General features: G+C 54.5%; 18 protein-coding genes and 1 tRNA gene. 11 read left to right on the forward strand and 8 right to left on the reverse strand.

Going from position 1 to position 15,550, the window contains the following annotated elements:
* Positions 1-62: 62 nt before the first annotated feature.
* From Q0903_RS15960 to Q0903_RS15970, 3 genes are read right to left on the reverse strand one after another with little or no spacing between them, the layout of a single operon-like run.
* Positions 63-650, reverse strand: coding sequence for an HD family hydrolase (locus tag Q0903_RS15960; protein WP_299417004.1), 588 nt, complete (start codon positions 648-650; stop codon positions 63-65).
* On the reverse strand, positions 650-883 hold the full coding sequence (locus Q0903_RS15965) for a hypothetical protein (RefSeq protein ID WP_299417006.1): 234 nt from the start codon (positions 881-883) through the stop codon (positions 650-652). The genes Q0903_RS15960 and Q0903_RS15965 overlap by 1 nt, the downstream gene beginning before the upstream one ends.
* A complete protein-coding gene (locus tag Q0903_RS15970; RefSeq protein ID WP_299030338.1) occupies positions 883-1,536 on the reverse strand; it encodes an alpha/beta hydrolase in 654 nt (217 codons plus the stop codon). Before Q0903_RS15970 ends, Q0903_RS15965 begins: the two co-directional genes overlap by 1 nt.
* Before the next feature lie 171 nt (positions 1,537-1,707).
* Here Q0903_RS15970 and Q0903_RS15975 point away from each other — a divergent pair, with 171 nt between their 5' ends.
* From Q0903_RS15975 to Q0903_RS16025, 11 genes are all read left to right on the forward strand, one after another.
* Entirely contained in the window at positions 1,708-2,166 is a 459-nt protein-coding gene (locus tag Q0903_RS15975; RefSeq protein ID WP_299417008.1) for an Rrf2 family transcriptional regulator, read from the forward strand.
* Between the two features lie 47 nt (positions 2,167-2,213).
* Positions 2,214-3,377 carry an aminotransferase class V-fold PLP-dependent enzyme gene (locus Q0903_RS15980; RefSeq protein WP_299417010.1) on the forward strand — a complete coding sequence of 388 codons (1,164 nt, stop codon included), beginning with the start codon at positions 2,214-2,216 and terminating at the stop codon, positions 3,375-3,377.
* Between the two features lie 25 nt (positions 3,378-3,402).
* Positions 3,403-4,926: a Fe-S cluster assembly protein SufB gene (gene sufB / locus Q0903_RS15985; RefSeq protein ID WP_299417012.1), complete on the forward strand. Its 1,524-nt coding sequence runs from the start codon at positions 3,403-3,405 to the stop codon at positions 4,924-4,926.
* Positions 4,926-5,117, forward strand: a complete 192-nt coding sequence (locus Q0903_RS15990; RefSeq protein WP_299417014.1) for a hypothetical protein — start codon at positions 4,926-4,928, stop codon at positions 5,115-5,117. Before sufB ends, Q0903_RS15990 begins: the two co-directional genes overlap by 1 nt.
* Before the next feature lie 48 nt (positions 5,118-5,165).
* A complete protein-coding gene (locus Q0903_RS15995; protein WP_299417016.1) occupies positions 5,166-5,966 on the forward strand; it encodes a polysaccharide pyruvyl transferase family protein in 801 nt (266 codons plus the stop codon).
* Between the two features lie 90 nt (positions 5,967-6,056).
* A complete protein-coding gene (gene sufC / locus Q0903_RS16000; protein ID WP_299417018.1) occupies positions 6,057-6,812 on the forward strand; it encodes a Fe-S cluster assembly ATPase SufC in 756 nt (251 codons plus the stop codon).
* Entirely contained in the window at positions 6,812-8,092 is a 1,281-nt protein-coding gene (gene sufD, locus Q0903_RS16005) for a Fe-S cluster assembly protein SufD (RefSeq protein ID WP_299417021.1), read from the forward strand. The genes sufC and sufD overlap by 1 nt, the downstream gene beginning before the upstream one ends.
* Before the next feature lies 1 nt (position 8,093).
* Positions 8,094-8,582, forward strand: a complete 489-nt coding sequence (locus Q0903_RS16010; RefSeq protein ID WP_299417023.1) for a YIP1 family protein — start codon at positions 8,094-8,096, stop codon at positions 8,580-8,582.
* A complete protein-coding gene (locus Q0903_RS16015) occupies positions 8,579-9,169 on the forward strand; it encodes a YIP1 family protein (RefSeq protein WP_299030366.1) in 591 nt (196 codons plus the stop codon). The genes Q0903_RS16010 and Q0903_RS16015 overlap by 4 nt, the downstream gene beginning before the upstream one ends.
* Positions 9,162-10,382, forward strand: a complete 1,221-nt coding sequence (locus tag Q0903_RS16020) for a cysteine desulfurase (protein ID WP_299417025.1) — start codon at positions 9,162-9,164, stop codon at positions 10,380-10,382. Before Q0903_RS16015 ends, Q0903_RS16020 begins: the two co-directional genes overlap by 8 nt.
* 87 nt (positions 10,383-10,469) lie before the next feature.
* A tRNA-Arg gene (locus Q0903_RS16025) sits at positions 10,470-10,546 on the forward strand.
* 331 nt (positions 10,547-10,877) lie between these two features.
* On the opposite strand, the gene Q0903_RS16030 is transcribed toward Q0903_RS16025, so the two are convergent.
* The 5 genes from Q0903_RS16030 to Q0903_RS16050 all read right to left on the reverse strand — a co-directional run bounded on the left by Q0903_RS16030 (position 10,878) and on the right by Q0903_RS16050 (position 15,179).
* On the reverse strand, positions 10,878-11,255 hold the full coding sequence (locus Q0903_RS16030; RefSeq protein ID WP_299417027.1) for a VOC family protein: 378 nt from the start codon (positions 11,253-11,255) through the stop codon (positions 10,878-10,880).
* Between the two features lie 310 nt (positions 11,256-11,565).
* Positions 11,566-12,858 carry a TRAP transporter large permease gene (locus Q0903_RS16035; RefSeq protein WP_299417029.1) on the reverse strand — a complete coding sequence of 431 codons (1,293 nt, stop codon included), beginning with the start codon at positions 12,856-12,858 and terminating at the stop codon, positions 11,566-11,568.
* Complete coding sequence (locus Q0903_RS16040; RefSeq protein WP_299417030.1) at positions 12,855-13,355, reverse strand: TRAP transporter small permease; 501 nt, start codon at positions 13,353-13,355, stop codon at positions 12,855-12,857. Before Q0903_RS16040 ends, Q0903_RS16035 begins: the two co-directional genes overlap by 4 nt.
* A gap of 67 nt (positions 13,356-13,422) precedes the next feature.
* Positions 13,423-14,460: a TRAP transporter substrate-binding protein gene (locus Q0903_RS16045; protein ID WP_299417032.1), complete on the reverse strand. Its 1,038-nt coding sequence runs from the start codon at positions 14,458-14,460 to the stop codon at positions 13,423-13,425.
* A 29-nt stretch (positions 14,461-14,489) separates the two neighbouring features.
* Positions 14,490-15,179 (reverse strand): M20/M25/M40 family metallo-hydrolase, encoded by a 690-nt coding sequence (locus tag Q0903_RS16050; RefSeq protein ID WP_299417035.1) that lies wholly within the window; start codon positions 15,177-15,179, stop codon positions 14,490-14,492.
* Between the last annotated feature and the right edge of the window lie 371 nt (positions 15,180-15,550).

Below are 15,550 nucleotides of genomic sequence, written 5' to 3' on the forward strand. Positions count from 1 at the left end.
CGCCGTTTAGCCTATATTTCCACAAAGGGAAAGACGGTATACGATGGTATGCCGTTTGAATTTTAGTCTTTTGCTTGTGTCGAAAAGAAGGTGGCGATCTTTTCACGTGCAAAGGCCCAAAGACCCGGTGCGCCAATAGCGATTTTCGAGCCCACGCGCGCGGCGACCATTTCTTCGCTGACATTATAATCGGTCCAACTGCCGCCGCCTGATTGCAGGTTTTGCATCGGCGGCTGGAAACGGTCGAGGGATTTGGCGAATTTTGCGTCAGGGCTCTGCGCTGCTTCAAATTCTTCCCAAGTGGCGCGCAAATCATCGCGCAGATCGTTTGGCAACAGGCCGAATATCCGGTCGGCTGCGATCTGCTCGGCCTTTTCCATCGCGTCCGCGTCATAGCTGCCGAATATGGGATTATCGCCAGCATCAATCTCGACCAGATCATGCAGGATCAGCATTTTGATTACGCGGCTAATATCAACATGCGCACCCGCCTGATCCGCTAGCACCAACGCATAAAGCGTCAGGTGCCAGCTATGCTCGGCCGAGTTCTCGGCGCGCGATGCATCACAAAGGGTGGTGCCGCGTAGGATGTGCTTGAGTTTGTCTGCTTCGTTGAGAAAAGCGATCTGCTGCTCAAGCCGTTCGGTCATTATTGTGAGGCCTCACGGTAGCGTTTCAGTTTGCCCGCCAGAAATGCACGACCTTTCTGTTCGGCCATGCGTGTTCTGACCGCGGTCAGGAACGCCTCTTCCAGAGTTTGTGAGGACGCGCCCAGCACATCGCCCACCTCCATGAACAAGCGATCCTCGCCGGTCTCTTTCTGAACGGCGAGACATTCTTCGGCCAACTGGTTGGCCATTTTGATGACACTGTCGTCAGCCATTAGCGTGTGTTCTCCGTCAGGCGACGGCGGACGTATTCGGTGGTGGAATCTATCAGCGTGTCCATATGCGGCTCTTCAAAGAAGTGGCCTGCGCCTTCTACCTCTTGGTGGGTGATGGTGATGCCCTTTTGCTCGTGCAATTTGTTCACCAGATTAACGGTATCAGCGGGTGGTGCTACACGGTCGCCCGTGCCGTTGATCACCAGACCCGACGCAGGGCAGGGTGCAAGAAAGCTGAAATCATACATATTGGCAGGCGGCGCGACCGAGATGAAGCCTGTGATCTCGGGGCGGCGCATCAGCAATTGCATGCCGATCCATGCGCCAAAGGAAAACCCGGCGACCCAGCAGTGTTTGGAATTGTTATTCATCGACTGCAGGTAATCAAGCGCGGAGGCGGCATCCGACAACTCGCCAATGCCCTGATCATATTCGCCCTGGCTGCGGCCCACGCCGCGGAAGTTGAACCGCAAAACAGTGAAACCCATTTTGTAGAAAGCATAGTGCAGGTTGTAGACAACCTTGTGGTTCATCGTGCCGCCAAACTGCGGATGCGGATGCAGGACGATCGCAATTGGCGCGTCGCGTTCTTTTTGCGGGTGATAGCGGCCCTCAAGGCGACCTTCGGGTCCGGGAAAAATTACCTCGGGCATGGGTGTACTCTCTTACAGGTTCTGATGGGCCACGTTATTCTTGACGAATTAGGTCGGCCATCTTAGAACGGTTCTAATATCAGGCACCCAAAGTGCTGGGGTGCGTCTGAGGGATGTAGGCATTATGTGCGCTTGCGTCAAACAAAAGCCTGATCTGGTAAGGACGTTGCGATGAAACTTTCGACAAAAGGGCGCTATGCGATGGTCGCTTTGGCCGATATTGCGCTGCAACCGGGGGACAAGTTGGTCTCGCTCGGCGATATTGCCCTGCGCCAGCAGGTGTCGCTGCCGTATCTGGAGCAGTTGTTTGTGAAGCTGCGCCGCGAAGGGTTGGTTACATCTGTGCGTGGGCCAGGAGGCGGATACCGTTTGGCACGGCCTGCTTCGGATATTCGCGTGGTCGACATTCTGGGCGCGGTAGATGAGTCGGTCGACGCAATGCACAAAGGGGCTGGCGCTTCGGGCGGCGCATCAGGCAGCCGCGCGCAATCATTGACCAATCGTTTGTGGCAGGGGCTATCGGCGCATGTTTATGTCTTTCTGCATCAGACACGGCTGTCGGATGTGATCGAGAACCAGATGACACCGTGTCCAGCCGTACCCGAAATATTTGCCGTTGTGGACGAGTGACCGGGTGGTCTTGAGTATTTGTGGCCAGAAAAAATAGGGTGGTGGACGTGGGCAGGGTGTACCTTGATCATAATGCGACGACCCCTCTGAGGGTTGAAGCGCGTCACGCGATGGGCGGCGCGATGGATGTAGTGGGCAACCCGTCCTCGGTCCATGCAGAAGGGCGCGCGGCCAAGATGCTGGTTGAGCGGGCGCGGGCGCAAGTGGCGCAGCTGGTCGGGTGCAATGTCCAGCAGGTTGTTTTTACGTCTAGTGCGACCGAAGCGGCAGCCTTGGCTGTGGCGCAAAAGGCGCGGCACGGCGGGGTTTTTGCGGCACTGCCGACAGAGCATGATTGCCTTGAGATCTGGAGCGAGGCGGAACTTGATAGCTTCACAAATTCTCAAGGGAAAATGTCTGTTGAGGGAGCGGCGCGTTTTCTGGACTGGCTTTGTGAAATTGGCCCCTCGGAGGAAGCATCGGCGCTTGTAGCGATGTCTGCTGCAAATAGCGAAACAGGTGTACTGGCAAATGGCGGTAAGGTTGTGGGTAGTGGCAAGGTGCATGGCCTCAGGCGTGGTACACGGCGTTACTCCACGATTTGTGACATCACACAGCTCGCAGGCAAGATGCCTGTAATCTATGATGAGGTCACACCTTCTTATGCAATACTGTCCGCGCATAAACTGGGCGGACCGAAAGGCGTGGGTGCCCTGATCAATTTCACGGCTGATGATCCAGAGCCGATATTGCGGGGCGGCGGGCAGGAAATGAACCGTCGCTCGGGCACCGAGAATATCATCGGTATTGCAGGTTTTGGGGCTGCTGCGGAGGCCGCGGGGCGTGACGTTGCGGCAGGCAGGTGGGACGAAGTGGCCCAACTTAGAAGTATTCTAGAAAAGGCTATTGCGTCCGCGTCAGATCAGACTATTTTTGTCGGGAATGAAGCGGAACGGTTGCCGAATACATCATGCATGCTGACCCCCGGCTGGAAGGGGGAGACGCAGGTAATGCAGATGGATTTAGCGGGTTTTGCGATCTCGGCGGGGTCGGCATGCTCCAGCGGGAAGGTCAAGGCGAGCAAGGTATTGCTTGCCATGGGATACAACGAAACCGAGGCGGCAAGTGCGGTGCGCGTGTCACTGGGTCTCGAGACGACAAAAGACGAGGTGTTGCGCTTTGCCGATGCGTGGTGCCGCACATACCGGAAACATCAGACGCGGGCCGCGTAAGCCCGATCTTGAGAGGAAGTTGAGCATGGACACGATAGTAGACAGTGGCGTCAAAGACGGTGTTGATCAGGAAACGGTCGACGCGGTTCGCGAAGTAGGCGGTGCATACAAGCACGGCTGGTCCACAGACATCGAAATGGATTATGCCCCGCTGGGTCTGGATGAAGATATCGTCAAGCTGATCTCCTCCAAGAATGAAGAGCCGCAGTGGATGACGGATTGGCGCCTTGGCGCCTATGCCCGCTGGCAGCAGATGCGGGAGCCCGATTGGGCCATGGTCGACTATCCGACAATCGACTTCCAGAACCAGTATTATTATGCCCGACCGACCAGCATGGCCGTCAAACCCAAGTCGCTGGATGATGTAGACCCGAAATTGCTGGAAACCTATAAAAAGCTGGGTATTCCGCTCAAAGAGCAGGCTATTCTCGCAGGCGTAGAAGGCGCTGAGGAGATGTCCGACGCGCCGCGCAAAGTAGCTGTTGATGCGGTCTTTGATTCTGTCTCTGTCGGTACGACCTTTCAGGATGAGTTGATGAAAGCGGGCGTCATTTTTTGCTCGATTTCCGAAGCGATCAAAGAGCATCCAGAACTGGTCAAAAAGTATCTTGGTTCCGTCGTGCCTGTGCAGGACAATTTTTATGCCACGTTGAATTCGGCAGTCTTTTCCGACGGTTCTTTTGTCTATGTACCGCCCGGTGTGCGCTGCCCGATGGAGCTGTCGACCTATTTCCGTATCAATGCGGAAAACACAGGCCAGTTCGAGCGGACGCTGATCATTGCCGACAAAGGCTCCTATGTGTCCTATCTTGAGGGCTGCACCGCGCCACAACGTGATGAGAGCCAGCTGCACGCAGCTGTCGTCGAGATCATCATCGAGGAAGATGCAGAGGTGAAGTATTCGACCGTGCAAAACTGGTATCCGGGCGACGAGAATGGCAAGGGCGGCATCTATAACTTTGTGACCAAACGCGCCGATTGCCGTGGCGACCGTGCCAAGGTAATGTGGACACAGGTCGAAACAGGCTCGGCCGTCACATGGAAGTATCCAAGCTGCATCCTGCGAGGGGACGACAGCCAAGGCGAGTTTTACTCAATCGCGATTGCCAACAACATGCAGCAGGCAGACACGGGCACCAAGATGGTGCATTTGGGCAAAAACACCAAATCGCGGATCGTCTCCAAGGGGATATCGGCGGGCAAGGCGCAAAACACCTATCGCGGGTTGGTGTCGATGCACCCCAAGGCGAAGAACTCACGCAACTACACGCAGTGTGACAGCCTGCTTATCGGCGACAAATGCGGGGCGCACACGGTACCCTATATCGAGGTCAAAAATAACTCGAGCCGTGTGGAGCATGAGGCGACAACCTCCAAAGTAGACGACGAGCAACTGTTCTATTGCCGCTCGCGCGGTATGGACGAGGAAGAGGCGGTGGCACTGGTGGTCAACGGTTTCTGCAAAGATGTTTTGCAGGCATTACCGATGGAATTCGCCATGGAGGCACAGGCACTTGTGGCAATCTCGCTGGAAGGGTCCGTTGGCTGATGCAAAAACTCTTCAAGGAAACAGGCATCGCTGCCATCATCTATTTCGCGCTGAGCTTCGGGCTGGGATTTGGATTGGATGAGGGCGAAGGTTGGCGCGAGGCTCTTATGTCTTCGGTGATCTTTGCGGTGTTCTATTTCGTTGTCGGGCTTGGTATCCGCTGGTTCAAAGGGCGCGGCAAAGACGCGTAAAGCGGAAATTCTGCCCCGTTTGAAATGCACAAGTGAAAGTACGATTTTATGACAGCCAGTACAAAGACAGCAGAGCCCATCAGGCTTCATTGGTGGCGCGGTGTGCCGAATTTTGGCGACGCGATAAATCCGTTGATCGTTGGTCATGTGTCTGGCGCCGAGGTTGAATTTGCGGGGCCGCAGAAGGCGAACCTGTTCGCCATCGGTTCCATGTTGCAGGTGGTCAAGCGTACCCGCAAAGACGTCGCAGAAGATCAGCCGCCCGTGAATGTCTGGGGGACCGGTATATTAAACCCCGTCTTTGGCCATGACTTTCTGGAAAAAGTCGATGTGCATCTGGTGCGTGGCCCGATCACGGCGGCCTTGCTCAAGCAAAAGCTGCGCCGCTTTGGTGATCCAGGGTTGTTGATAGACAGCGCGTTGCCATTCGACGGCACGCGCAATGACCGTGTCGGGATTGTACCGCATCACGGGCAGATGGATGACCCGGAAATGCTTGCTTTTGCGGCGTCTGATCCTGCCTTTATGCTGATTGATCCGCGGGATGATGCGAAGCAGGTTTGCCATCAAATCGCGTCTTGCGCGCGGGTAATGTCGTCATCGCTGCACGGGCTGATTATGGCTGACGCTTATGGTGTGCCAAATCGCTGGATTGCGCCTGGCAAACAGGGCTGGCTCAAGTATCACGACTATGCTGCATCTATCGGCCGGTCGGATATGTCTACGCCCCTTACGATTGATGATGCGCCCAAGGCTGCCTTTGGCGAGATTGGCTATCAAGACGGCATTGACGCCGCGCGCGAGGCTTTGCTGGACAGCTTTCCCGATCATTTGAAATCAGGTGCGTAGCACCCGAAGAATCTCGCGCTTTATGCGCATACCTACATTGAACACGCTGCGCCCTGCGCAGATCACCAGACAGAACAAAGGAACACAGCCATGCTGAGCATCAAAAACCTTCAGGTCAAACTGGAAGACGAAGACAAGCAGATCCTCAAAGGCGTCGATCTCGAAGTTGAGGGCGGTAAAGTGCACGCCATCATGGGCCCGAACGGGTCGGGAAAATCGACCCTCTCATATGTTTTGTCTGGCAAGGGCGGTTATGAAGTGACCGGCGGCACTGCAACGCTCGAAGACGTTGACCTGTTGGATATGGAGCCTGAAGAGCGTGCAGCCGCAGGCCTTTTTCTGGCGTTCCAGTACCCGGTTGAGATCCCAGGCGTTGGCAATATGACATTCCTGCGCACTGCGGTGAACGCACAGCGCAAGGCGCGCGGTGAAGAAGAAATGTCGGCAGCGGAATTCTTGAAAGTCGTGCGCGCCAAGGCCAAAGATCTGAAGATCGACGCGGACATGCTCAAGCGGCCTGTGAACATGGGCTTTTCGGGTGGTGAGAAAAAGCGCAATGAAATCTTGCAGATGGCGATGCTTGAGCCAAAAATGTGCATTCTTGACGAGACGGACTCTGGGCTGGACGTGGATGCCATGAAGCTGGTCGCAGAAGGTGTTAATGCGTTGCGCTCGGAAGGGCGTGGATTTCTGGTGATCACGCACTACCAGCGCCTGTTGGACCACATCAAGCCCGACGTCGTACACATCATGGCGAACGGCCGTATCGTAAAGACAGGCGGGCCAGAGCTGGCTCTGGAAGTCGAGAACAACGGCTACGCTGATATCCTCTCCGAGGTGGCATAATGGCTGACGCAGCAGTTAAAACAGACGCGACGGAAGCGATGATCGCCTCGCTCGACCTGCCGCAAGGTACGTGGGATGCGCCTGCGCGTGCAGATGCTTTGAGCCGCCTGCGCAGTATGGGGTTGCCCCAGCGCCGTGACGAGTACTGGAAGTATACGCGCCCCGATACACTGACACAGACCGAAGCGCCCAAAGCAGCAGTTTTGGTAACTGATGAGGCGCCCTTGTTTGACGGCGTCGATCGTCTACACATCGTTTTTGTCGATGGTGTTTTTGATCCCGAAGCCTCGGATGATCTAAGCCTTGAAGGCATTACAATTGAGCGTTTGGCCGCTGCGGATAGTGATCTTCACTGGGCTAAGAACCTTTATGGCGTTCTGGAAAGCCGCGGCCAGAACCCTGTGCAGCGTCCGCTTGCCACGCTCAATACCGCTTTTGCGACAGACGGTGTGTTGATCCATGTAACTGGCAAGCCAAGCAAGCCGGTAAACCTCTTTTATCGCCATAATTCAGAGAGTTCTGATGCGATCCTTCATCACTGCGTTAAGTTGGATGCAGGCGCGGAAATCACGCTTTTGGAGAATGGCCCAGCTGCCGCGCGGTTCAACAAGGTGATGGAAGTCGAAATCGCCGATGGCGCATCGTTTCATCACATCCGCGCTCAAGGCCGCGATCATGAGCGGCGTGCTGCCACCCATATCTTCACCCGTCTGGGAGAGGAATCGCAGTTTCGGTCGTTCACAATGACAGTAAACGGTCAGCTAACACGCAATGATTGTGTGATCGAGTTGACAGGTGACAACGCAATCGCGAACGTCGGCGGCGCCTGTGTGGGCGACGGTGATTTCCACCACGATGATACGATCTTTATCACCCACGACGCGGTCAACTGTCAGAGCCGTCAAGTCTTTAAGAAAGTCCTCCGCAATGGCGCGACAGGCGTTTTTCAGGGCAAAATCCTTGTAAAAGCGGGCGCGCAAAAAACGGATGGCTATCAGATCAGCCAATCTCTGTTGCTGGATGGGGACAGTCAGTTTCTCGCCAAACCCGAGCTTGAGATTTACGCCGATGACGTAGCCTGTAGCCACGGTTCGACGTCGGGTGCAATTGATGAGGATGCAATGTTCTATCTGCGTTCGCGCGGCGTGCCAGAAGCAGAAGCGACAAACCTGCTGACCTTGGCGTTTTTGGCCGAAGCCGTCGACGAGATTGAAGACGAGACCCTGCGCGAGGACATGACTGCACGTTTGGCCGCCTGGCTCACAAGACACGGGAGCTGATGTGGCGCTGACGCAAGATATTGTTGCCACCTATCGGGGGCCGTCGCGGGTTATCAGGCGCTTTCTGGCGCAGGGGCGAAACGAAGTGCGCGCCCTTTTGTTCGTGTTGATTGCAGGGGTGCTTATGTTCATCGCTGCAGCACCTTACCAAGCGCGAGAAGCCCAACTGGACCCCGATATCCCGTTTCAGGCAAGGCTGTACTGGAGCGCGTTTTTCTTCATTCTGATCTTTCCGATCCTGGTCTACCTGTTTGCCTTTTGTATTCAGGCGCTGTCCTGGATCGCGAGGCGCAAAGTGACGGGCTATGCGATACGGTTCACGTTGATTTGGGCCTTGCTCGCCTCGACACCTGTGATCCTGCTACTGGGGCTTACGGCTGGCTTCATCGGGCCAAGCATACAGTTGCAACTGGTTGGTTTCATATGGCTGGCTGTCTTCGGTTGGTTTTGGGCTACAGGACTGCTTTGTGCAGATGGATCGGTTGAATGATGAACACTGATGCCCTGAAATCGCTAGCATTCGAGACCATTCAAAGCCCGCGAACAGCAGCCCAGAAAGTTATGAACCTGAACCTGAGCCGTGATGTTTTATGGAGCAGTCTGGGCCTTGTAGCTGTGATCAACGCGATCATTTATAGCTTTTCTCTGCTGTTTGGGGACACATCACAGTTGCCTGCCTTGTTTCGCAACCCCATCCTGTTTTTCGTGATCATCACGGGCGTGTTGGTCGTTACGATCCACGCGTTTCACTGGACTGGCCGCGCGCTTGGTGGTGAGGGTGATCTGGGCGATCTGTTGGCGCTTTTTGTCTGGCTGCAAGCGTTGCGTGCGGTCGCACAAGCTGTGATGTTCTTTTTGATACTGCTATCGCCCGTATTGGCCCAGCTTTTCTCTTTTGCTGTCGGCATATTGGGGCTGTGGATCACGATTAACTTTATATCCGAGGCACAGGGCAAACCGGGTCTTGGTCACGGCATCGGTGTTTTGGTTTTGTCAGCCGTAGGAATTGTTTTTGGATTGATGTTGCTCGTAGGGCTAATCGGCCTTGGCAGCATGGGAGTACCCGCAAATGTATGATGTCGCTGCGATCCGCCGTGATTTTCCGATCCTCGCGCGCGAGGTGAATGGAAAGCCGCTTGTCTATCTCGACAACGGCGCCTCCGCGCAAAAGCCGCAGGTGGTGATTGACGCAATAAGCACTGCCTACAGCCATGAATATGCAAATGTACATCGTGGCCTGCATTACTTGTCGAACCTTGCAACGGACAAATATGAAGCAGTGCGGGGCAAGGTCGCGCAATTTATCAATGCTGCCACCGAGGACGAGATCATCTTTAACTCGGGTACCACAGAAGCAATCAATATGGTTGCCTACAGCTGGGCTATGCCACGTATGGAGGCGGGGGACGAGATCATCCTCAGTATCATGGAACATCATGCCAATATCGTGCCATGGCATTTCCTGCGTGAACGCATGGGAGTTGTGATCAAGTGGGTAGATGTCGACGCCACAGGTGCGCTTGACCCTCAAGCGGTGATCGACGCGATCACGCCGCGCACAAAACTAATTGCAATAACCCATATGTCCAATGTGTTAGGGACGGTTGTTGATGTAAAATCCATCACGTCAGCAGCCCATGAAAAAGGTGTTGCGGTGCTTGTGGATGGCTCCCAAGCCGCTGTCCATATGCCTGTCGACGTACAGGACATCGGCTGTGATTTCTACTGTTTGACAGGGCACAAGCTGTATGGCCCATCGGGGTCCGGTGCGGTCTATGTAAAATCCAGCCGGATGGATGAGATGCGCCCATTCATTGGCGGTGGCGATATGATCCGAGAAGTCACCAAAGTCGGTGTCATCTACAATGATGCACCCATGAAGTTTGAAGCTGGCACGCCGGGTATTGTCCAGACGATCGGCCTTGGTGTGGCGCTTGACTATATGACGGGCGTCGGTTTGGCTGAAATTGCAGCGCATGAAGCGTCATTGCGTGATTACACGGTGCAGAAGCTGGCTGGGCTTAACTGGATTCAGGTACAGGGAACGACGCCTGACAAGGGCGCAATCTTTAGCTTTACAATGGAAGGGGCCGCGCATGCCCACGACATCTCCACCATTCTCGACAAGAAAGGTGTGGCGGTGCGCGCGGGTCAACACTGTTGTGGTCCGCTGATGGAACATATGGAGCTTAACGCGACCTGTCGTGCGTCATTTGGTATGTACAACACCACAGACGAGATCGATACGTTTATTGACGCTCTTGAATTGGCGCATGATCTGTTCGGATAACAGTGTGCGGGCGTAGATCGGTTTTGCACCCCGTCCGCTTCTTTTTGAATTGCAGGGGCAGGGTGGTCAGACTATACCGCTGCTTGTGGACCATTAGCTCAGCTGGATAGAGCGCTGCCCTCCGAAGGCAGAGGCCAGAGGTTCGAATCCTCTATGGTCCGCCACAATTCTTGATTTTCACTGCGTAAATAACTGGAAAAAATAGATAATTCTATTTTGCCCTGAAGAGCTCACTTGCAGGCCGGCGATACACTTGATGCGGCGGCAAGCTCTGCATCTTACGTTCCTTCTCATATTAAGGAGTTGGGTAACTCCGCTTCTTTGACCTTGTAAAGAATTCGACATCCGGCTGAGCAGCGCAGGCTGGACTCATGATCGTTTTTGGCAAATGCGCACGTATGATAATGGTCAGACAAGTGACGCAATCAAAGCTAGCGACCATAAATTGCTTTCGGCGTTAAAACCCGCAAGGGCAAATGTGTTTTTCACGGTTATCTAATCGCCGAAACCCTTGTCTGACCGCAACGCACATAGATTTCCGTCAGGATCGCAAAACTCGGCAGTTGTCCCCCATGAGTGCTCAAGGACTTGAACATTGATGCCCTTGTCTTTGAGAAGACTGCATGTTTCGAACACGTCTGGGACGTTAAAACGCAATTTTGCGGGATTTTGCGCGATTGTCTTTGCAGTGTCGGACGAGACACCACCGGACTCCACCATCAGATATGTATCACCCAACAGAAAGGCGGTCAGTCTTTCGTTTGGACGGTCAATCTTGTGCAGAATCTTCAGTTCTAGTGCAGTGCCGTAGAACTCAACACATTCCTCGTAGTTCTCCGTGAAGAGAATGATACCTGCCATTGTAAATTTCATGGACTCTCACTTTCTGGTTTTGAACCGAAGTTTCTCGGACAAGTGGAATCCGAAAAGATCAAGTAAGGTTTAGCTCAAGTGTAAAAATGCTTAATGCCAATCCGTGCTTCGCTCGAAAATACAGATGTTTTTGGGTTTTCAGGCATAAGTAGTTTTCGCTCTGAACGTCTTGTTATGATGCTCCCACACTGACCCCATCAACAGGCGCGCTGTGCTGACCACACATTAAATCCCGCCACAGGCACCTTCGGGGTGGCACAAACCCTTGCGCGGGTTTGTGCGGAGCGTTTTTCAGATCGCGCCAAAATGCTCAGCCAATTGTACTGCCAAGCCAAAGCGTGATGGCCGGAAAAGCGACCAGTAAGGCAAGGCGCACAACATCAATCGCAACAAACGGCACGAGGCCTTTGAAGATGCGCACAACTGGCACGTCAGGCAGCACCGCCTTCAAAACAAAGACATTCATACCGACAGGCGGCGTGATCAGCGCGATTTCGGTCACCACGATCACGATGATACCAAACCAGACCAGATCATAGCCTTGGGCGACCACAATAGGTGCGAACAAAGGCACGAAGATTAGGATGATTGCCATGGAATCCATCACGCAGCCCAACACAAGGAAGACCAGCATGATCACCATGATCAGCGCGAGACCCTCAAGGCCCGTGGACTGCACCAGACCCAGAACACCGCCAGCCAGACCAGACAGCGTAAGGAGCTTGGAAAGCATAAGCGCGCCAAACAAAACGGTATAGAGCGAGATCGAGGTATAGGCCGTGTCAATTATGATCTTACGCAACATCGAAAAGCCGAGGCGGCCATGCAATGTCGCGATGATGATCGCAAGACCGACACCCATTCCCGCAGCTTCGGTGGGAGTGAAAATCTTGCCGTAGAGGCCGCCGATAATCAGACCAAACAGCAGAATGAACGGCCAAACACCTGACAAAGCGCGTAATTTTTCGGGCCACGGGGTATATTCGCCTTTGGGTGCCTGATCTGGATCGCGGGCCGCAACAAGGCGGATCACTACCATGTACATCAGCAAGCCCAGCAGACAGGGAATGACGCCTGCGATAAACAGATGTCCGATGTTGGTCTGGGTCAGGATACCATAGATCACCATGATAATCGACGGCGGGATCAGAATGCCCAGCGTCCCCCCCGCGGCAATGGTCCCCGCGGCAAGTTCATCCGAGTACTTGTATTTCTTCATGCTCGGATAAGCGACTTTTGCCATTGTAGCTGCGGTCGCATAGCTCGACCCGCACACGGCAGAAAACCCCGAACAGGCCACCATAGTCGAGAGGGCAAGCCCCCCGCGCACGTTCCCGACAAAGGCGTAGGCGGCGCGGAACAGATCATGCGCGATACCGGTTTTCGAGATGACGTTGCCCATCAGAATGAACATTGGAACGACGGCGAGGTCGTAGGACAGCACCGCTTCGGAAATGGTCAGGGGCAGCAGCAAAAAGGCAATTTTCCAGTTCACCGCAAGGCCGATGCCGACCACAGAAACCGCAAGCAAGGAAAACGCGAGTGGCACGCGCAGGAAGGCCAGCACAATGGCCGCCAACATCGAGAGTGAGCCGACGATCATAGTGCTTCCTCTTCGTGGGTATCATTGGGGTCCACCATTGGTCCGGTGATGCCAATGACAAGGGCAGCCAACGCGGACAAGGCACAGCTGAAGGCCATGTAGAAGTAGAGCGGCCCTCGTGGAATGCGCAACGCCTGACTCATCTCGGAAATTTTCGAGGCGTTGAGGCCGTGTTTCACAAACAACCAAGCAATTGTTGCAAGAACCACAGCGATCAGCACCGTGGTCAGCGCCCGCAACCATGCCATGGCCGGACTTTTGAGAAGTTTATCAAACAAATCAATTGTCAGATGCGCACCGGCAAGCGTGACCAGCGGCAGGCCCGCAAAAACCACCAACGCCATCAGGTGTTCGGTGATATCGTTTGACCCGTAGATCGGTTTGTTAAACAGGCGGCGTCCGATGACATCAAAGAATGTCAGTGCCACCATGGACATCAGAAAGAAAGCCATCAGACTTTCAACGGCCCAGCGGATTTTCCACGCGATTGCCCGCATTTCCCGTCTCCTCACATGTGAAAAAGGGGCGGAAGATCCGCCCCTATAGACTGCTTATGGCGAGGGATTACTCGCCTGCCAGTTCTTTATAGGTGTCATTGTAGAACTTCAGCATCGCTTCAGGGTCGTCCACACTGGCACCTTTTGCCGCCACGATCCAATCGGCAACCATGGCGTCATAGATGGTATCCACGGCTGCGACCAACTCGGGCGACGCCTCAACGATTGTGTTGCCAGCAGCGGTCAGCTTTTCAACAGCGGCAGGGTTCTGCGCGTCAAAGTTGCGGCCCCAGTTGGCGGACATGACTTCACCAGAGATAGAGTCAATCGCCGCTTTGTCCTCATCGCTCAGGCTGTCCCATTTGGCACCGTTCATGATGAAGAAGAAAGACGCATCATACAGACCGTTCGGGAAGACAGTGTGGTGCTTCAGGCTCTCGTCTACGCGGAAGTTCACAACAGATTCCATCGGGTGCAAGGAGCCGTCGATGACACCGCTCTCCAGCATCTCATAGGCCTTCGGGCCAGGTGCGGCGACAGGGATTGCGCCCAGACCTTCAAGCGGTTGCTTCTGGATCGGGCCGCCCATGCGGAACTTTTCGTTCTTCATATCCTCGGGGGTCTGGATAGTCTTTTTACCATGGTGCAGCTGACCGCCGCCCAACAAACCGACGCCCAGAACTTTTACACCTGCAAAAGCGGCGTTGTCTTTCAGGAACTTCTCATAGGTGCGCCAGAGGGCGGTGGACTGTGCCACGCCGTTCGTGCCCGCGTTGGGAAATTCCGAGGACCACATGGTCACAAAGCGCTCGGGCTCGTAGGTGAAATTGCCCCATGTGATGTCTGCAACCCCTGTGCGCGCCAGTTCCCAGGGCTGGGGAGGCGAGCCAAGCGGCGCGGGCAGGATCGTAACGGTAACGCGGTCGTCTGTGACTTCACCGATTTTGTCAGCATAAGGCTTGAGAAAATCCGTGTGGCCAAAGTGCGTGGGCGGCAACCACGAGGACATGGTGAGGTTTTGAGCACTTGCCATGTGGGCCGATGCCGCGAGCAAAGCTGCGGCTGCAACTGCACCCTTGAGCATTTTGGATGTGAGGTGGAACATTGGTGGTCTCCCTTGATGGTTTTTCGTTTTTAGTTGGGTTTCGAGTTGAGCGTCGTGCTGGTGCGCGTTTTTGCCAGATCGGCAAAAATTTCCGCGCCAACGGGGATGATTTCGGGATCAAAGATGAACTCGGGGTGATGCGGTGTGGCACTATCATGGCCGACAAAAAAGAACGCACCCGGCACACGGGCAGACAGCTCGGAGAAGTCTTCGGACGCCATGATGCCCCGCGCGTTCTCTTGCACTTTGTCTGCGCCGATCGTGCGCGTGGCAGAGGCCGTGATTGCGGCAACGGCCATGGGGTGGTTCATTGTAACAGGGGCGACTTTGCAGACGTCGATCTCGATCTGGACCCCGAATGTCAATTCGGTGGCGCGGGCTGCATCGTGCAAAAGCTGTGCCAGACGGTCGCGCACTTCAACGGCGGTTGTTCTCATTGTTCCTTCAATGCGAATGGATTCCGGCAAGACATTGCGAACAGTACCACCCTGAAACAGACCAAAAGAGATAACGCCCGCATCGCGCGAATCCACAAGCCGTGTGGCCGCCTGTTGAACGGTAGTGATGAAACTCGCACCCGCAACAATCGCGTCGGTCCCTGTGTGCGGCATTGATCCATGCGCGCCAACTGCGCGAACGGTGATTTTGATATCATCTGCCGATGACAGCGCCGCACTTGCATGCGTGGCGCTATGCTCACGGGCGCAATAAGCCAACATCTACCATACTGTCTCGGCTGATCCCAAAATCGCAAACAATCTGCCGTCTGCTCAATCGTTCTGAAGATTGATGCGATGTACCCTCATATACATTTGCATCCTGCATTTCCTCACGCTGTCCCATCGATAGACAGGGCAAAAGCGGCCTAATTTCACGCTCCCCGCGAAAACATGATGCCGCCGCAACCTTGTCGAATTATTACTCTGTCGAGTGCAAGCAATCGCAATCCAATAAGACCGAACGAATGTAATGTAACAAAGGGCAGCAAACTCAAGAGGTTGGATGCACACTGATCTGGCGCATTGTCCCATGTCGGCTTTTCTACGGGAACAATAGGAAAAAACAATTCCCGCTATGCGGGATTATGTAA

Source organism: uncultured Sulfitobacter sp. (genome assembly GCF_947502895.1).
GTDB lineage: Bacteria > Pseudomonadota > Alphaproteobacteria > Rhodobacterales > Rhodobacteraceae > Sulfitobacter.